This window comes from Candidatus Roseilinea sp. NK_OTU-006, from assembly GCF_012931985.1.
Taxonomy (GTDB): domain Bacteria; phylum Chloroflexota; class Anaerolineae; order J036; family Brachytrichaceae; genus JAAFGM01.
Map to the genome: position 1 here is coordinate 1 of NZ_JAAFGM010000014.1, position 17,053 is coordinate 17,053.

Genomic DNA, 17,053 nt, shown 5'->3' on the forward strand with positions numbered 1-17,053 from the left:
CCTTCTCCTGGCGATACAGGGCATACAACTGCTCGACGCTCTCAGCGATCTCAATCGGTTGTCGCGGTCGTCCTGTTCTCATACGCCAAGTTTATTTAGCACACCTTGACTCCGCAAGCGGTATTAGGTGGGCGCGCCGGCGCGCTTGGCGCGGTTGCGCCGGCGCACAATCGAGCCGCTGCGATGCACGCACAAGAGACAACGTGGCTGCCCCCCACATCCCCTGTTTGTCCGCCTCGCGCCCGAACCGGACAACGTGTTGGTGCTGCCGCCGCTCAGCATCGCGCGCCTGACGATGGCCTCAGGCGCTCCGGAAGGCCTGTGAGGGCTTAAGACGGCCAAAGTTGCGGTATCCTCATTCTCATGCCGATTATTCACTGGTTCCGCCGCGATCTGCGGCTGGCCGACAACACCGCGCTGAACGCGGCCGCGCGCGACAGTGAGGGCGCGGTCATCCCCACTTTTGTGCTGGATGACAACCTGTTGAAGGGGCGCGACGTAGCGCCGGTGCGCGTGCAGTTCATGCTGGAGAGTCTGCGCGCGCTGGATGACGGGCTGCGCCAGCGCGGCGCGCGACTGGTTGTGTTGCGCGGCGATCCGGCCACCGAGCTGGTTCGGCTGGCCCAGGTCACCGGTGCCTCGGCCTTGTATTTCAACCGCGATTACACGCCGGCCGCCCGCCGACGCGACAAACGGGTGGTTGCCGCGCTGCAATCGGCCGGCGTGCGCGTCGAATCCTTCAAGGACTTGGTGATCTTCGAGGAGGACGAGCTGCTGACCGCCTCTGGCCAGCCCTACACCGTGTTCACCCCCTACAAGAAAGCCTGGCTCTCGCGCATCACGCCGATCCAGCCGGAGCGCGCAGAATGGCGATTAGCGCCGCTTCCTGACCTTCCCGCCGCTATCTTTCACATTCCCGCCGCTGCCGAACTCGGCTTCACCAACACACAAGATGGCCCCCAAGGGGGCGAGCCGGAAGCCATGCGTCTGCTGATGCAGTTCAAAGACAGCGGCGCGTTGCAGGCGTATTCGACTCGGCGTGACTTCCCTGGCGTAGAGGGCACATCGCGGTTGTCGCCGCATCTGCGCTTCGGGACGATCTCGCCGCGCCAGTGCTATGCCGTCGCCCTCTCGACGCTCAGCTATGCCTTTCCGGCCAAACGCAGCTTCTCGCCGGCGGCCAGCGACGTGAAGAAAGAAGGGGCAGACGCATGGATCAGCGAGTTGATCTGGCGCGAGTTCTACATGCAAATCCTGTATCACTTCCCTCACGCCGAACGCGCTAACTTCAACCGCGCCTACGACGTCGTGCGCTGGGGCAGCGGCGACGCCGCGCTGGATGAGGCGCGCTTCGCGGCATGGTGCGAAGGGCGCACCGGATATCCGATCGTGGACGCAGCGATGCGCCAGCTCAACCGGACCGGCTGGATGCACAACCGCACCCGGATGATCGTCGCGTCTTTCCTGACCAAGGACCTGCTGCTGGACTGGCGCCTGGGTGAGCGCTACTTCATGCGCAAGCTGGTGGATGGCGACCCGGCATCCAACAACGGCGGCTGGCAGTGGGCGGCCAGCACCGGCACCGACGCCCAACCATATTTCCGCATTTTCAATCCTAAACTGCAAAGCGAGCGCTTCGACCCCGACGGCGCTTACATCAAGCGCTGGTTGCCGGAGCTGGCGCGCGTGCCGCTGGAATACATCCACGCGCCGGCGTCCATGCCGCCATTGGTGCAGGCGCAGGCCGGCTGTGTCATCGGCCGGGACTACCCCGCGCCGATCGTAGATCACGCCACGCAGAAGGAAGAGATCCTGCGCCGCTTCAAGGCGGTCAAATCTGGCTCATGATGGGTGCTGTCCCAGCCCGCGCTGCCGCATCCGTCCGATCATCCGCTTAGCACGACGATTCGTCTCCAGGGGCGGCGCCGGGGCAGCGCAGCACTTTACATCATGCGCCCCCTCTCACGCGCGGACCGGCTTCGGCGACAGTGGGGCTGACCTGAGCCTCGAATTGTGCGAAATTCTCGACGAACTTCGCAGCCAGCTCGCGCGCCTTGACATCGTAGGCCGCCTTGTCCGTCCAGGTGTTGCGCGGTTGCAACACGTCGCTGGGCACGCCGGGACAATGCTCCGGGACGTGGATACCGAACACCGGGTCGGGGCGGGTCGGCACTGCGGCCAGCGTGCCGTCCAGCGCGGCGGTCACCATCGCGCGTGTGTAGGCGATTTTTATGCGGTGGCCCACGCCATACGGCCCGCCGCTCCAGCCGGTGTTCACCAGCCACACCGTGCACTTGTGCCGATTGAGCCGTTCGGCCAACATCTCGGCGTAGAGGGTCGGGAAGTGAACCATGAACGGCGCGCCGAAGCAAGTGCTGAACGTGGCCTGCGGCTCGGTCACGCCGCGCTCGGTGCCGGCCAGTTTGGCGGTGTAACCGGAGAGGAAGAAATACACTGCCTGTTCGAGTGTCAACTTGCTGATGGGCGGCAGCACGCCGAACGCATCGGCAGTTAGGAACAGGATGTTGCGCGGATGGCCGGCTGTGCCGGTCGCCACAAAATTGGGGATGAAGTGGATCGGATACGCCGCGCGCGTGTTCTCGGTGATCTCCTCACTGTCTAAGTCAAGCTGGTGCGTGTCCGGATCCATGACCACGTTCTCCAGCACCGTGCCGAACTGACTGAGCGTAGCGTAGATCTCCGGCTCGGCCTCCTTGGACAAGCGAATCACTTTCGCATAACAACCGCCCTCGAAGTTGAACACGCCGGCGTCGCTCCAGCCGTGCTCATCGTCGCCGATGAGGGAACGATTGTGGTCGGCGGAAAGGGTCGTCTTGCCCGTGCCGCTCAGCCCGAAGAACAGCGCCGTATCGCCGGCCGGGCCGACGTTCGCCGCACAGTGCATCGGGAAGACGCCCTGCAACGGCAGCAGATAGTTCATCGCCGTGAAGATGCTCTTCTTGATCTCACCGGCGTAGCGCGTGCCGGCGATGATCACCAGGCGCTGCGCGAAGTTCAGGGCGATGACCGCCGTCGGGCCGCCGGCAGGTTTGCGCGTGCCGTGCCGCTGCGGATCGGGATGAAACTCCGGCGCGTGCAAGATGGTGAAACTCGGCTCGAAGTCGGCCAGGTCAGCCGGATACGGTCGGATGAACTGGTTGTATGCGAACAAGGTATGCCAGGCGCTCTCCGAGATCAAGCGCACGTTGAGTCGGTAGGCAGGATCGGCGCCGGCATACACGTCGCGGATGAACAGCTCCTTCGTGTTCAGGTAAGCCTTCACATCCTGCGCGAGCACTTCAAATTTGTCGGGATCGAGGGGTTGATTCACCTTGCCCCACCAGATCTTGTCCGCGCTGGACGGCTCGCGAACGACGAACTTGTCCTGGGGCGAACGGCCGGTGAAGGGGCTGGTGACCGCGAGGAAGGCGCCGCCGGCCGTCAACTGTCCTTCCCCGCGACAGATTGCGATTTCGATCGTGCGCGCCGGCGAGGGATTCCATGTCTGCCGGATGCCGGTCAGGCCGATCGCATGGATGCCGTTTTTGCTGTGGATCATGGCTGCAAGTTCTGCACATTCAGGAGAGGATGCTCCTGAGCGCCTTGAGATTCTCTGCTTTGTCGAAGATCGCCCGCACGGGGATCTCGAAGCCGGGGATCGCGATGCTGGCCAGCGTCCCCGTGCGCGATTTCATCGCCAGTTCATAGCGGCCCTGCGAAAGCACATACTGCTCCACCGTCTCGGTCTCCGGCTCGACCAGCCAGTATTCGGTCACGCCGTGCGCGGCGTAGTCCTCGAACTTGATCGTCCGGTCTATTTGCTCGGTGCTGGGCGACAGCACCTCGACGATCAGATCAGGCGCCGGGAAGCGCGTTTGGTCGCCGGTGAACAGTCGCGCCTTGGCCTCGGCAAAGTAGCAGATGTCGGGTTCGTAGTCGTTGCGCGAGAGCGAGATCATCATCTTCTCTGTGCCAGTTATGCCCATCCCACGCGCCTCGACAAACGCTGATAGCAGACGAATCAGATGCGTCACTGTTCGCGTATGGTGAAACTGAGCTGGCGAGTGCACGATGACTTCTCCGTTGATGAACTCGGCCTTTTGATCCTCGCGCACGGTCTCGTAGAACTGCTCGCGCCGGACCTGCTCCTCCTCCAGCGTCGCGGCGATCCGGTCGCGCAACTGGACGAGGCGCGGTGAACGCAGCACCGCATACAGCAGATCATCGGATGATCGCTCGGTAGCCGTCATCGCCTTTCAAAAGCACGGGCGAGCGTATCCTCGCTCGCCCATGCGCGTTGAGTTTAGATGTCCAGGTTTTGCACCTCGCGCGCGTGACGGGTGATGAACGCGCGGCGCGGCGGCACGGCGTTGCCCATCAGCATGTCGAAGGTGCGATCCGCCTCGGCAGCATCTTCGACCGTCACCCGGAGCATGGTGCGCCGCTGCGGATCCATGGTCGTCTCCCACAATTGCTCTGGATTCATCTCGCCCAACCCCTTGTAGCGCTGGGTGACGACCTCGGTCGGCTTGCTCACGTCGAGGCCGCGTTGCCTCAGCTCAGCATAGACCTTGTCGCGCTCTTCGACGCTGTAGACGTAGCGCACTTCCTTGTTGCCCTTCTTCACCTCGATGCGGAACAGCGGCGGTTGGGCGATATAGACATGGCCATGCTCGACCAGCGGCTGCATGTAGCGGAAGAAGAAGGTCAGCAGCAACGTGCGAATGTGGCTGCCGTCCACATCCGCGTCGGTCATCAACACGATGCGGTCGTAGCGCCGGTTGTCCAGGTTGAACTGGTCGCCCACGCCGGTGCCGATGGCGCTGATCAACGCTTTGATCGCGTCCGACTGCAGGATTTTGTCCAGGCGGGCGCGCTCGGTGTTCATGATCTTGCCGAATAGCGGCAGGATTGCCTGGAAGTGCCGGTCGCGGCCTTGCTTGGCCGAACCGCCAGCGCTGTCGCCCTCAACCACGAACAGCTCGCACTTGGCCGGGTCGCGCTCGGAGCAATCGGCCAGCTTGCCGGGCAGCGTGCCGCTCTCCAGCGCGCTCTTGCGCTTGACCAGCTCGGCGGCAGCTTTGGCCGCTTCGCGCGCGCGCTGCGAGATCAGACATTTCTCAATGATGGCTTTCGCTTCGCGCGGGTTCTGCTCCAGAAACTCCGTCAGCGCCTCGCGCACGACTTGCTCGACGGCCGTCTTGGCGTCGGTGTTCATCAGTTTGACTTTGGTTTGGCTCTCGAACTGCGGTTCGGGATGCTTGATGCTGACGATGGCCGTCAGGCCCTCGAGCGTGTCGCGGCTGTCGAGGTTGGGGTCTTTCTCCTTCAGGATGTTGGCCTTGCGCGCATAGTCGTTCAGGCTGCGGGTCAACGCGCTGCGGAAGCCGGTCTGGTGCGTCCCGCCGTCTGGCGTGTTGATGGTGTTGGCGAAGTAGAACTCGCTCTGGGCTGTAGCGTCGGTATATTGCATCGCAAACTCGACGCCGATGTTGCCCACTTTCTTCTCTCCGGCGATGACCGGATGCAGCGGCTCTTTGTTGCGGTTGAGGTAACGGACGAACGCGCTGATGCCGTCCTCGAAGTAGAAGGTCATCTCGCGATCCTCACGTTCGTCGCGGAACACGATCGTCACCCCGCGAGTGATAAACGCCATCTCGCGGAAGCGCTGCGCCAGCACATCGAACTTGTAGCTGTTGTCCTCGGTGAAGATCGTGTCGTCGCGCAGAAAGGTGACTTTCGTGCCGGTGTCCTTCTCCCTCGTCTTGCCGACTACCTCAACCGGGCTAGTAGGTCGCCCTTCCTTATACGACTGGCGATAGACCTTGCCGTCGCGTTTGACCTCGGCAATCAGCCACTTCGACAGCGCGTTCACCGCCTTCACGCCGACGCCGTGCAGGCCGCCGGACACCGTGTAGGCGCCCGTGCCAAACTTGCCGCCGGCGTGCAGGTTGGTCATCACCACTTCCAGCGTGCTCACCCGCTCGCCGGCCTTGTTGCGAAAGGTGGGATGAATGTCGGTTGGGATGCCGCGGCCGTTGTCCTCCACGGTCACGCTTTCGTCTTTGTGGATGGTGATCTCGATGCGGTCGCAATAGCCGGCCAGCACTTCGTCCACGCTGTTGTCCACCACCTCGTAGACCAGGTGGTGCATGGCCTTGCTGTCGGTACCGCCGACATACATGCCGGGCCGCTTGCGGATCGCTTCGAGGCCTTCGAGGACCTGAATCTGACCGGCGCCGTATTCCTGCTTGGTTGCAACCGGAGTTGTGTCTGTCATAGAGATATGCTTCGATTCGGTGAGGTGTGCGATAGAGCGCAGCGTTTATAGAGCTTCCCCAGAACATATATTCTAGCATGTGGTTTCCTCTGTACGTGGCTGAATTTCACAATCAAGGAACGCGGACTACCCAGGCGTTTACGCCGGGGCAGGTCTGTTCCATCTGCCCCGTTGGCGAATGTCCCCTGGCTATTTCGCGGCGGCGTCTAGCCCCGGCGGCAGCCCTGTTCACATCATCAGCCGCCGTGGAATGTCTATGACGCCGGCTTGAAGGCGCAACGGCAGCGCTCATTGCGCCAGACCCACCTCATCGCGAATGATCGTTTATCGCTTCGCGAAAGGACGGGCACGAAGCGCGCTCGCGCCGTCTTCCTACGCCCCATCGGTCGGAGGCACACAACGCCCAACTTGCGCCCAGGGCAGACCGTGCCAACATCCAGAGCACTATGCAGCAGTTGAACTGGCCCGTCCTCACCCGCTACGATCAGGATCATCTCACCCGCATCGCCCTGCCCATCGGCGGCATCGGCACCGGCACGGTCGCCCTGGGCGGTCGCGGCGACCTACGCGACTGGGAAGTGGTCAACCGCCCCGCCAAGGGCTTCAACCCCAAGCACACTTTCTTCGCGCTCTACGCGCGCGCCACAGGCAAACCGGGCGTCGCGCGCTGCCTGGAGGGCGCGATTGACCCGCGCGACTATGAAGGCGCGTTCGGCTGCCCGATCCCTAACCACGGCCTGCCGCGCTTCCGACGCTGCGCGTTCGAGGCCGCATACCCGCTCGGTCAGGTCGTGTTGTCCGACCCTGATGTGCCGGTGAAGGTGCGCCTGCAAGCGTTCAACCCGTTCATCCCGTGTGACGCCGAGCGCAGCGGCATCCCTGTTGCCATCCTCCGTTTTGTGCTGACGAATCGCACCGACCGGCGCGTCGTGGCAGCGGTGTGCGGCAACCTGGAGAATTTCATCGGCCAGGATGGCAGCGTCGTCGCCGATCACCGCATCAACGCAGGCGACCGAGGCGGCGCGCGCAACGTCAACGAAATGCGCACGCTTAAGCGCGCCACCGGCTGCGGACTGTTTATGCACTCGCAGGGGGTTGAACCCTCGGCCGAGCAATGGGGCACGCTGGCGCTGGTCGCGCTGACGATGCGTGGCATTACCCATCGTACGACGTGGGCCGATCTGAGCTGGGGCGATTCCCTGCTCGATTACTGGGAGGATTTCTCTGCTGATGGCGCGCTGGAGGAATGCCAAGCGGAGGTCAACCATCCTATCGGTTCGCTGTGTGTTACGCTGAGCCTCAAGCCGGGCGAGACGCGTGCGATCACGTTCCTGCTGGCATGGCACTTTCCTCACCGGCGTGGCTGGGGCTTGCGCAACGAGCCGTCGCTGACCTATGGCGCCGGCACGCGCGATCAACCCGACCGCGTGGGCAACTACTACGCCACACGATACGCCGATGCGTGGGACGTGGTCGAGCGCACGGCCGCCCAGCTCGCCGAGCTCGAAAATGACACGTTGACCTTCGTCAACGCCTTCGTCCAAAGCGACCTGCCGGCGCCGATCAAGGAAGCCGCGCTCTACAACCTCAGCACACTTCGCTCGCAGACCGCGTTCCGCATCGAGAGCGGCCACTTGATGGGCTGGGAAGGCTGCGGCGACAAAGCCGGCTGCTGCTTCGGCAGTTGTACGCACGTATGGAATTACGAGCAGGCAACCGCTTTCCTCTTCGGCGATCTGGCCAAGACGATGCGCGAGGTGGAGTTCAAGCGTGCCACGCGCAGCGATGGGCTGATGTGCTTCCGCGCCGATCTGCCGCTCGACCGCGCGACGACGTGGATTCATGCCGCTGCCGATGGGCAAATGGGTTGCCTGATGAAGCTGTACCGCGAATGGCAACTGAGCGGCGATGACGACTTCTTACGCGCGCTGTGGCCGCAAGCGCGACGCGCGCTGGAGTTCTGCTGGCGGCCGGGCGGCTGGGACGCCGACGAAGACGGCGTGATGGAAGGCTGCCAACACAACACGATGGACGTGGAGTACTACGGCCCGAATCCGCAGATGGGCACGTGGTATCTCGGCGCGTTGCGGGCGATGGAAGCGATGGCGCGCTATCTGGCCGAACATCCAACTCACGATTCACCACTTCCCTCTGGCGAAGTGAGTCGCGAGCCGGAAGTCGGGAGCGATGCGATGCGCGACACGCCCGAAGGCCTGATCGCCTTCGCCGACAAATGCCGCCGGCTGTTCGAGCAGGGCCGGGCATGGATGGACGCACATTTGTTTAACGGTGAGTACTACGAGCATGAGATCCGGCCGCCGCAGCCGGGCGACCTGATCCTCGAGGGACTGCGCGCCGGTATGGGCGCGGCAACGCCGCAGGAGCCAGAACTCCAACTCGGCGCCGGCTGCTTGGTGGATCAACTGGTCGGCCAATACTTCGCCCACGTCTGCGGCCTCGGTTATTTGCTCGATCCCCGCCACGTGCGCAAGGCGCTGCGCGCGATCATGAAGTACAACTTCCGACGTAGCTTCCACGATCACTTCAATCACCTGCGCAGCTTCGTGCTGGGCGACGAATCGGCGCTGCTGATGGCGACTTATCCGAAGGGACGCCGGCCGAAACGCCCCTTCCCCTACTTCAACGAAGTGATGACCGGCTTCGAGTACACGGCGGCCGTCGGCATGCTCTACGAAAGGCAGATCGAGAACGGCCTGAAAGTGATCGCCGCCATCCGCGCCCGCTATGACGGCGCGAAGCGCAACCCCTTCGACGAAGCCGAATGCGGGCATCACTACGCGCGGGCGATGGCGAGCTGGGCCGCCGTCCTGGCCTGGACCGGCTTCCACTACTCCGCCGTTGACGGCGTGATGACGTTCGACCCGATCGAGGGCACGCACTTCTGGTCCACCGGCCACGCCTGGGGCACATGCACCATCCGGCTGGCGAAGCACCGCGCCGAGGCCAACGTGACCCTGGAGATCCTCGGCGGCAACGTCAAACTTCATCGGTTCGTGCTGCGCGGCTTCGGCGAAGCCGCGTTCGACCATCATGAAGCAACACCCATCGCCGTCTCATCAACCACCAACCTGTAACTTGTAACCTACAGCCCGACGAGGTGAACATGATCCGAGCAAGAAACGTGCTAGGAGGCGAACTGAAGCCATGTAGCACCGCGCCGATGACCGGCTGGTATCGCGATGGTTGCTGCAACACCGGCCCGGGCGATGTCGGCCTGCACCTGGTATGCGCGCAAATGACGCGCGAGTTCTTGGAGTTCTCGCGCGCCATGGGCAACGACCTGATCACGCCGCGGCCCGAGTTCGCATTCCCCGGCCTGAAACCGGGCGACCGCTGGTGCGTGTGCGTATCGCGCTGGATCGAGGCCTATGAAGCCGGCTGCGCGCCGCTGGTGGACCTGGAAGCCACCCACATTTCCGCGCTGGAGTTTGTGGACCTGGACGTGCTGAAGGAGTACGCCCTGGACCGCGCGTGAGCGACGGGCTTACGCGATCGGCCGGCGATCATCGTTGCCCCAATCCTTCCAAGAACCATCATAGACGGCGCTATTGGCGAAGCCGGCGACGCGCAGCGCTAGCAAGCCCAGCGACGCGCTCACGCCGGCGTTGCAATATGTCACGATCTCTGGCGTGCGCCCATCTATGCCAACCTGCGCGAACTTCTCGCGCAGCAACTCCGGCGGCAACAGCGTGCCGTCCGGTGCCACGAGCGAAGCCCTGGGCACATTCACTGCGCCGGGGATATGGCCAAACCGCTTAGCGCGCGACTGCTCGCCACTGAACTCCTGTGAAGAGCGCACGTCCACCAGTTTGACCGGCGCACCGAGCGCCGCCATCACCTGATCGCCGGTGCGAATCCAAGCCGGCTGCGGGCGCGGTGTAAAGTCGGCTGGCGCGACCTCCGGGATCATCGCCGAGATCGGGCGTCCCTCTGCGATCCATTTGTTCCAACCGCCATCCAGCACGGCCACGTTCGCGTGACCGTAATAGTTCAACGCCCACCACAGCCGCGCGGCGAACATGCCGGCGGCATCATCGTATGCCACCACAAACGTGTCGTCGCCGATGCCGCATCGGCGCATCACTGCGGCGAAGCGCTCCGGCGGCGCGATGCGCGCGTGGCGCGGGTCATCCGGGTCGGTAATCTCATGCACCCAGTCCACAAAGACGGCGCCGGGGATGTGCCCCTTGAGGTAGTCGCCATAGTGGTTGAAGTAATGCGGCGGCGGCTCGTTGGGCGGCAGGACGTGGCCGCGAATGTCCACGATGCGGAGATGATCGTCGCGCAGGTGTGCGTGTAGCCAGTCGGTGGTGACGAGCGGATGTTCGGCCATGGCGGTATTATCTACGCCTGGATATTCGAACCCAAACGTGATAACAAGGAGGATCATGAGGATCGCAGTTTTAGGCGGCACCGGCAAGGAAGGGTCAGGGCTGGCCCTGCGTTGGGCGCACGCCGGACACGAGGTGATCATCGGCTCGCGCGATGCCGAGAAAGCGCGCCGCGTCGCCGAGGAGTTGAACCTGGCGCTCGGCGCCGGGCGCATCCGCGGCGCCGACAACGCCGGCGCCGCGCGCGATGCGGAAATCGTCGTGCTTACCGTGCCGTATGCCGCCCACAAAGACACCCTGGCGAACGTGAAAGACGCCGTTCAGGGCAAGGTGCTGGTGGACGTGACCGTGCCGATCAACCCAGACGACTTCACACGAGTCGCTGTGCCGCCGGGCGGCTCAGCCTCAAAGGAGGCGCAAGCCATCCTCGGCCAGGGCGTCAAGGTAGTGACAGCCTTCCAGAACATCTCGGCGACGCATCTGAAGAAGCTCGATGCCGTGATTGACTGCGACGTACTGGTGTGCGGCGACGATGATGCCGCCAAACGCATCGTCATGCAGTTGGTCGCCGATGCCGGCATGAAGGCCTGGGATGCCGGCCCGCTCGACAACGCCGTCGTCGTCGAGGGCCTGACCCCAATCTTGCTCGGCATCAACAAGCGCCACAAGGTCAAGGGCGCCGGCATCCGCATCACCGGCGCCTAGGCCCCGCGCAGCGCGCCGAGGAAGGCATCTCGCGTGACCCGCCCCACCTTGCAGCTCTTCCCGGTCGCCGGCTTACCGATCGTTCGGCCCGGCGACGACCTGGCCGCGCTGCTCGCAACCGCCATTGCGCCGCTCCGCCCCCAGGCCGGCGATGTGCTGGTGGTCACGTCCAAGGTGGTGGCCAAGGCCGAGGGGCGCTTCGTCAACCTGCGCGAAGTGACGCCCTCGGCGCGCGCCATTGAGCTTGCGACAATCGCTCAGAAAGACCCGCGCCTGGTTGAGGTGATCCTGCGTGAATCGTCGGAGGTGTCGCGCGTGGCGCCCAACGTGCTGGTCACGCGCCACCGGCTTGGCTTCGTCTCGGCCAACGCGGCGATTGACCATTCCAACGTGTCGCCTGACCCCGACGTGGTGCTGCTCATGCCGGATGATCCCGACGCGAGCGCCCGCCGCATCGCCGAGCGGCTTGGCGCAGCTTTTGGGTGCGCAATCCCGGTGGTGATCTGCGACAGCCACGGCCGGCCGCATCGCCTGGGCACCGTTGGCGTTGCCGTCGGTGTGGCCGGCATGCCCGGCGTAGAAGACTGGCGCGGGCGCGAAGACTTATTCGGCTACCGGCTCCAGCACACCGAGATCGGCTTAGCCGATATGGTGGCCAGCGCAGCGACGTTGGTGATGGGCCAGGCGGCCGAAGGCACACCGGCGGTGCTGGTGCGCGGTGTACGCTTTGCGCCGCGAGAGGGCAGCGCCGCCGAGATCATCCGGCCGGCGCATCTCGACCTGTATCACTGAGCACGGCATGAACGCCATCGCCAAGCGCCGCATGATCCGCAGCTACACCGACCGGCCGGTGTCGCGCGAAGCGGTGATTGCGCTGCTGGAGGCGGCCACGCGCGCGCCCTCGCCGCACAACCGCCAGCCCTGGCGATTCGCCGTGCTAGCCGGCGCCGCGCGCGTCCGGCTTGCGACTATGATGGGCGAGCGGCTGCGTGAGGACTTGGCGCGCGACGGCGTCGCGCCGGAGCTGATCGCGCGCGATGTGTCGCGCTCATATCAGCGCATCGCATCGGCGCCGGTCTGCATCCTCGCGTGCATGACGCTGCGCGATATGGATGTGTATCCCGACGACCGACGCAACGCCGCCGAGCGCTGGATGGCCGGACAGGCCGTCGCCGCAGCGCTGCAAAACATCCTGCTCACCGCAACCGATCTGGGCCTCGGGGCGTGCTGGATGTGCGCGCCGCTGTTTTGCCCTCAGGCGGTTGTTCAGACGCTAGGCTTACCAAGCGACTGGGAGCCGCAGGCGTTGATCACGCTCGGCTACCCTGCCGATGCCGGCAAACCGCGCGACCGACGTCGGGTGGAGGAAGTGACAATCTGGTTGGATAATTGATGTTTGGAGGCAAGGCATGGCATTCACACTTCAGTTGGGCGAAAAGGCCCCGGACTTCGAACTCCCCGCGACCGATGGGAAGACTTACCGCCTGTCCGATTTCGACGATGCGCCGGCGCTCGTCATCTTTTTCACCTGCAACCATTGTCCCTACGTCAAAGGCTCGGACGAGGTGACGCGCCAGACGGCGCTGCGCTTCATGCCGCAGGGCGTGCGCTTCGTCGCCATCAATTCGAACAGCGAGAACACCTATGCCGAGGACAGCTTCGAGCACATGGTGAAGCGGATGGAGGAACACAAGTTTCCCTGGGTGTATCTGCGCGACAAATCACAACAGGTGGCGCTGGCCTATGGGGCGCTTCGCACACCGCACTTCTACGTGTTCGACAAAGCGCGCCGACTCATCTACACGGGCCGCGGCGTAGACAACCCGCGTGAGGCCGAAAAGAGCACGGTGAACGACCTGGCCAATGCGCTCGAAGACCATTTAGCTGGCCGTCCCGTGCGCGTGCCCATCACCAACCCAATCGGCTGCAACATCAAGTGGGAAGGCCGCGAGGCGCACTGGATGCCGCCCGAAGCTTGCGACCTCGTGCCCCGTGCATGAGGTCAACCGCACGCCGGAGGCGTCACCGTCGGCCGGTTTCGCTGCGTGGCTGCAATTTGGGGGGCGCCGGCGCCGGGCCCACCGACGCTACGAGTAGACGCGCTCCTTCCAGGTCACCCCGCGCTTGAAGAACACCTGCAACGTCCCGCGCACGACGATCGCTAAGTAGATGAGCCAGCCAACCGGCGCCAGCAACGCCGTCCAAGCCGGCAGCGCATACCAGCGACGATAGCGAACGGCCCAGAAGCCGAGCACGGTCAACCCAGCCCAGGCGGCGACGGCCAGCGCGAGCCAGGCGTACGGCGTCGCTGGTTGCGCGATTGCCTGCGCGAGGCAAACGGCCAACAGCGGCCAAGGGGTCAGCAACGTCAGCGACATGCGCAACACCGCCCAGAACGCGCGCCAACCACTGGCGCGACGGCCTGCGGCGGCATGTTTGCCCAGACCTTGAACCACCTCACCCAGGCCACGATACATGCGCACGCGCAACTGGCCGAACGCCGTCGCCAGCCCAACGCGATAACCGGCTCGCCGCAGCGCTTGCGCAAGTTCGATGTCTTCGAGCACTTTGTCCTTCACCGCCGCGTGCCCACCCACCGACCAATACGCCGACGACCGCACAATCAGGCACTGACCATTGGCGATGACGGCGCCGGCCGGCGCTTCCACCGAAAGGTTCTTCTGCAACGGGAAGGCGGTGAGCGCGAATTGATAGAAGATCGGCAATACTAGTCGTTCGGACCAGGTGACCAACTCGTTGAAGGGGAAGACGCTGGCCACATCGAGCTGGTTGTGTTCGACGAACGCCATCAGCGCGCCGAGCAGCGTGGGTTGCGGCGCAGTGTCGGCATCCAGGAAGAGCAACCACTCGCCGTCCGCGTGCTGCGCCCCGTGCAGACAGGCGTTGCACTTGCCCACCCAGCCCGGCGGCAAAGGGCGCCCGCGAATCACGCGCAGCCGGCCGGCGAAGCGCGCCTCGTACTCGCGCAGGATGCGCGGCGTCGCGTCCGTTGAGCCATCATCCACGACGATCACCTCGCGCGGAGGATAGCGCTGGTCAAGCGCGCCATCCAGACAACGCGCGATGTTGCGCTCCTCGTTGCGCGCCGGGATGATCACGGAGATGCGCGTCGTGACTGGGGACACCACATCGCTGTCCAAGGCCGGCAACCGGCGGATGCGCCAGACATCGCGGGCGATGAGCAGGATGACACAGCCGCCGAGGCAGGCGGCCAGGATGAACGGCCACATTCGGACGCGACGAAAGTATAATCCCCGTCGTCCTCCAGGATGAGAGCCTAGAACAAACTTGGTCATTGCCGCCGCGCGTCCGCCGGTCGTCCGATCTGGAGTTTTCATCAATGAGCAATAATCACCTTCGCGTACTGATTGCAGACGACGAATCCATCATCCGCATGGGGCTGCGCGCCATACTGACGGAGCTGGGTCACACGGTCTACAGCGCCGCCGATGGTGTGGAAGCCGTCACCCTGGCGCACCGCGAACAGCCGGACATCGCGTTGCTCGACGTGCGCATGCCGTTCCGTGACGGCCTGGAGGTGGCTGCAGAGATCCTCAAGCAACGGCCGATCCCCATCATTATCCTCACCGCCTATAACGAAAAGGCACTGCTCGACCGGGCGACGGAACTGCCCGTCCAGGGCTATCTGATCAAGCCGGTCAAGCGCGACGACCTGCTCAGCACTATGCGCGTTGCCATCGCCACCTTCAACGAGCGCCGCAACCTGAGCGCGAAGGTAGATGAGCTGGAAGAGAAACTCACGGCGCGCAAGCTGATCGAACGCGCCAAGGGCATCTTGATGAAGGGCGGCATGGGCGAAGAAGAAGCCTATCACCACATCCAAATGACCGCGCGCTCGCGCCGCACGACGATGAGCAAGGTCGCTCAAGAAATCATTGATCGCGCGATGAAAGAGGGCTGAGTTCCTCCAACACGCGCTGCATGTCCGACGGCAGCGGCGCGCGCAGCCTCACCTCGCGTCCTGAAGCCGGTGAGACGAAAGTGAGTTCGCTCGCGTGCAGCATGTGGCGTGGCTTCAGCCGGCGCGTGAGTGCATCCTTGCGCAGCCCATACAGCGCGTCTCCCACAATGGGATGGCCGATCGAGGCGAAATGCACGCGCAACTGGTGCGTGCGCCCGGTCAGCGGATGCGCGCGCACCAGCGCGTAGCGCAGATCGGTCGTCTCATCCGGCGCGAATACCTCGACCACGCTGTACTCCGTCACGGCTTCGCGACCGCCGGGAACGATCGCCATGCGTCGGCGATGGGCGGGGTCACGCGCAATCGGACGGTGAATCACACCGTGCTCGGGGCGGACGTGACCCACACACAAGGCTAAATACGTCTTCTGGATGGCGCGCGCTTTGAACTGCGACTGCAACGCGTGTAGCGCAGCCTCATGGCGAGCGATCAACAACACGCCGCTGGTTTCTTTGTCGAGCCGATGAACGATGCCGGGGCGACGCGCGTCGCCCACCCGCTGCACTTCGGGCGCGTAGAACAGCACGGCGTTCACCACCGTCCCGCTGAGGTTGCCGGGCGCAGGATGCGCTGCGATGCCGGCCGGCTTGTTGATCGCGATCACGCTTGCGTCCTCGTAGAGAACGTCGAGGGGGATAGGCTCGGCCTGGGGCGCTTCCGGCGGCGGCGCCGGCAAATCCACCGTTATCGTCTGCCCCGGCTGAACCCGATAGTCGGCATCGTGGGCGACGCCGTCCACCTGAACACGCCCCTGCGCGATCAGGCGCTGCGCTGCGCTCCGGCTGAGCTCCGGCAGGAGTGCAGCGATGGCTTTGTCCAGGCGATCCGCTTGCGTCGCAGTCAGCGTGATGAGGCCCACGGTCACATCGCCTATCATACGCGCCGCCGGTCAAACTTTCTGCGCGAACGCGTTCAGGTCATCGGCGACGAGGCCACCGCGCGCCACGGTGAAGGAAGAATGCGCAAAAGCGAAACGCCCGCCGCTCCGCGATGGAAGCGGCGGGCGTTTCGCCCGCGTCGTGGTCTCGGCGCAACCTCAAGCCTGCACCGCTTTGACGACGGCAGCGAACGCATCGGCATCGCGCACCGCCAAATCGGCCAGGATCTTGCGATCGAGCTGCACATCGGCAGCTTTCAAAGCCTGAATAAGCTTGCTGTAGGTCGTGCCGTTTAGGCGAGCGGCTGCGTTAATGCGCGTGATCCACAGGCGGCGCAGCTCGCGACGGCGATTGCGTCGGTCGCGCGTGGCATAGGCCATCGCATGCAGGCGCGCCTCGTTGGCTTTGCGGAAGTGCTTGTGTCGCGCACCGAACTGGCCTTTGGTCGCGGCAAGCACGCGGTTGTGGCGTCGGCGTGTCTTCACGCCGCCCTTTACTCGAGCCATTTCCCTACTCCTCCTTTAAGTCGGCTGTGCTTTGCTGCTTTACTTGTTCTTCAAATATGGGGCGAGCTTGCGAATGCGCTTCTGGATGCCCTTGCCCTCTACTTCGGTCATCTCGACGAAAAGCGCCTTCACCCGCGCCGGCTTCTTGCGCCGAAAGTGGCTCTTGCCTTGGCGGGTGCGCATGAGCTTGCCGCTCCCCGTCACTTTGAAGCGCTTAGACGTGGACTTGTGCGTCTTGATCTTGCCCATGATCTCTCCCTAGCTTACCTTCACGATTTCGCCGCAGCCGAGAGACTGCGGCGAACCATCGCATTGACCTGCCGATGCTG

At 64.1% G+C, this 17,053-nt stretch carries 16 protein-coding genes; 8 read left to right on the plus strand and 8 right to left on the minus strand.

Annotation, left to right across the window (positions count from 1 at the left end):
* Positions 1-363 precede the first annotated feature (363 nt).
* Entirely contained in the window at positions 364-1,848 is a 1,485-nt protein-coding gene (locus GXH28_RS09005; protein WP_169238699.1) for a cryptochrome/photolyase family protein, read from the plus strand.
* A gap of 100 nt (positions 1,849-1,948) precedes the next feature.
* Here GXH28_RS09005 and pckA read toward each other — a convergent pair whose 3' ends face one another.
* Genes pckA through gyrB form a run of 3 tightly spaced genes read right to left on the minus strand, consistent with a single transcriptional unit; the run spans position 1,949 to position 6,280 of the window.
* The gene (pckA, locus tag GXH28_RS09010) at positions 1,949-3,559 is read right to left on the minus strand and encodes a phosphoenolpyruvate carboxykinase (ATP) (RefSeq protein WP_169238700.1); all 1,611 of its coding nucleotides are present in this window, start codon (positions 3,557-3,559) and stop codon (positions 1,949-1,951) included.
* Between the two features lie 19 nt (positions 3,560-3,578).
* Positions 3,579-4,250 (minus strand): Uma2 family endonuclease, encoded by a 672-nt coding sequence (locus tag GXH28_RS09015; RefSeq protein WP_169238701.1) that lies wholly within the window; start codon positions 4,248-4,250, stop codon positions 3,579-3,581.
* A 53-nt stretch (positions 4,251-4,303) separates the two neighbouring features.
* On the minus strand, positions 4,304-6,280 hold the full coding sequence (gene gyrB, locus GXH28_RS09020) for a DNA topoisomerase (ATP-hydrolyzing) subunit B (protein ID WP_169238702.1): 1,977 nt from the start codon (positions 6,278-6,280) through the stop codon (positions 4,304-4,306).
* A 446-nt stretch (positions 6,281-6,726) separates the two neighbouring features.
* On the opposite strand from gyrB, the gene GXH28_RS09025 reads away from it, so the two are divergent.
* Positions 6,727-9,375 (plus strand): GH116 family glycosyl-hydrolase, encoded by a 2,649-nt coding sequence (locus tag GXH28_RS09025; RefSeq protein ID WP_169238703.1) that lies wholly within the window; start codon positions 6,727-6,729, stop codon positions 9,373-9,375.
* A gap of 29 nt (positions 9,376-9,404) precedes the next feature.
* Complete coding sequence (locus GXH28_RS09030; protein WP_169238704.1) at positions 9,405-9,776, plus strand: DUF2237 family protein; 372 nt, start codon at positions 9,405-9,407, stop codon at positions 9,774-9,776.
* Positions 9,777-9,785: 9 nt separating this feature from the next.
* Here the strand turns inward: GXH28_RS09030 and GXH28_RS09035 are convergent, their stop codons facing one another.
* A complete protein-coding gene (locus tag GXH28_RS09035; RefSeq protein WP_240550299.1) occupies positions 9,786-10,691 on the minus strand; it encodes a sulfurtransferase in 906 nt (301 codons plus the stop codon).
* On the opposite strand from GXH28_RS09035, the gene npdG reads away from it, so the two are divergent.
* From npdG to GXH28_RS09055, 4 genes are read left to right on the plus strand one after another with little or no spacing between them, the layout of a single operon-like run.
* Positions 10,690-11,337, plus strand: a complete 648-nt coding sequence (npdG, locus tag GXH28_RS09040; RefSeq protein WP_169238705.1) for an NADPH-dependent F420 reductase — start codon at positions 10,690-10,692, stop codon at positions 11,335-11,337. The genes GXH28_RS09035 and npdG overlap by 2 nt on opposite strands.
* A gap of 33 nt (positions 11,338-11,370) precedes the next feature.
* Entirely contained in the window at positions 11,371-12,129 is a 759-nt protein-coding gene (gene cofE / locus GXH28_RS09045) for a coenzyme F420-0:L-glutamate ligase (RefSeq protein ID WP_169238706.1), read from the plus strand.
* A gap of 7 nt (positions 12,130-12,136) precedes the next feature.
* On the plus strand, positions 12,137-12,730 hold the full coding sequence (locus GXH28_RS09050; RefSeq protein ID WP_169238707.1) for a nitroreductase family protein: 594 nt from the start codon (positions 12,137-12,139) through the stop codon (positions 12,728-12,730).
* Between the two features lie 16 nt (positions 12,731-12,746).
* Complete coding sequence (locus GXH28_RS09055; RefSeq protein WP_169238708.1) at positions 12,747-13,337, plus strand: thioredoxin family protein; 591 nt, start codon at positions 12,747-12,749, stop codon at positions 13,335-13,337.
* Between the two features lie 87 nt (positions 13,338-13,424).
* On the opposite strand, the gene GXH28_RS09060 is transcribed toward GXH28_RS09055, so the two are convergent.
* Positions 13,425-14,588 (minus strand): glycosyltransferase family 2 protein, encoded by a 1,164-nt coding sequence (locus GXH28_RS09060; RefSeq protein WP_169238709.1) that lies wholly within the window; start codon positions 14,586-14,588, stop codon positions 13,425-13,427.
* Between the two features lie 110 nt (positions 14,589-14,698).
* On the opposite strand from GXH28_RS09060, the gene GXH28_RS09065 reads away from it, so the two are divergent.
* A complete protein-coding gene (locus tag GXH28_RS09065) occupies positions 14,699-15,280 on the plus strand; it encodes an ANTAR domain-containing response regulator (protein ID WP_169238710.1) in 582 nt (193 codons plus the stop codon).
* Here GXH28_RS09065 and GXH28_RS09070 read toward each other — a convergent pair.
* The 3 genes from GXH28_RS09070 to GXH28_RS09080 form a co-directional block, all read right to left on the minus strand.
* On the minus strand, positions 15,252-16,205 hold the full coding sequence (locus GXH28_RS09070; protein ID WP_169238711.1) for an RluA family pseudouridine synthase: 954 nt from the start codon (positions 16,203-16,205) through the stop codon (positions 15,252-15,254). The two genes, GXH28_RS09065 and GXH28_RS09070, sit on opposite strands and share 29 nt — an antisense overlap.
* A gap of 171 nt (positions 16,206-16,376) precedes the next feature.
* Entirely contained in the window at positions 16,377-16,724 is a 348-nt protein-coding gene (gene rplT / locus GXH28_RS09075; protein WP_169238712.1) for a 50S ribosomal protein L20, read from the minus strand.
* Between the two features lie 39 nt (positions 16,725-16,763).
* Complete coding sequence (locus GXH28_RS09080) at positions 16,764-16,973, minus strand: large ribosomal subunit protein bL35 (RefSeq protein WP_169238713.1); 210 nt, start codon at positions 16,971-16,973, stop codon at positions 16,764-16,766.
* Positions 16,974-17,053: the final 80 nt, after the last annotated feature.

What these genes read in the sequence shown, in the direction of transcription:
- GXH28_RS09005 (WP_169238699.1), top strand. Translation starts at nt 364, where the DNA reads ATGCCGATTATTCACTGGTTCCGCCGCGATCTGCGGCTGGCCGACAAC.
- pckA (WP_169238700.1), bottom strand. Translation starts at nt 3,559, where the DNA reads ATGATCCACAGCAAAAACGGCATCCATGCGATCGGCCTGACCGGCATC.
- GXH28_RS09015 (WP_169238701.1), bottom strand. Translation starts at nt 4,250, where the DNA reads ATGACGGCTACCGAGCGATCATCCGATGATCTGCTGTATGCGGTGCTG.
- gyrB (WP_169238702.1), bottom strand. Translation starts at nt 6,280, where the DNA reads ATGACAGACACAACTCCGGTTGCAACCAAGCAGGAATACGGCGCCGGT.
- GXH28_RS09025 (WP_169238703.1), top strand. Translation starts at nt 6,727, where the DNA reads ATGCAGCAGTTGAACTGGCCCGTCCTCACCCGCTACGATCAGGATCAT.
- GXH28_RS09030 (WP_169238704.1), top strand. Translation starts at nt 9,405, where the DNA reads ATGATCCGAGCAAGAAACGTGCTAGGAGGCGAACTGAAGCCATGTAGC.
- npdG (WP_169238705.1), top strand. Translation starts at nt 10,690, where the DNA reads ATGAGGATCGCAGTTTTAGGCGGCACCGGCAAGGAAGGGTCAGGGCTG.
- GXH28_RS09035 (WP_240550299.1), bottom strand. Translation starts at nt 10,691, where the DNA reads ATGATCCTCCTTGTTATCACGTTTGGGTTCGAATATCCAGGCGTAGAT.
- GXH28_RS09050 (WP_169238707.1), top strand. Translation starts at nt 12,137, where the DNA reads ATGAACGCCATCGCCAAGCGCCGCATGATCCGCAGCTACACCGACCGG.
- GXH28_RS09055 (WP_169238708.1), top strand. Translation starts at nt 12,747, where the DNA reads ATGGCATTCACACTTCAGTTGGGCGAAAAGGCCCCGGACTTCGAACTC.
- GXH28_RS09060 (WP_169238709.1), bottom strand. Translation starts at nt 14,588, where the DNA reads ATGTGGCCGTTCATCCTGGCCGCCTGCCTCGGCGGCTGTGTCATCCTG.
- GXH28_RS09065 (WP_169238710.1), top strand. Translation starts at nt 14,699, where the DNA reads ATGAGCAATAATCACCTTCGCGTACTGATTGCAGACGACGAATCCATC.
- rplT (WP_169238712.1), bottom strand. Translation starts at nt 16,724, where the DNA reads ATGGCTCGAGTAAAGGGCGGCGTGAAGACACGCCGACGCCACAACCGC.
- GXH28_RS09080 (WP_169238713.1), bottom strand. Translation starts at nt 16,973, where the DNA reads ATGGGCAAGATCAAGACGCACAAGTCCACGTCTAAGCGCTTCAAAGTG.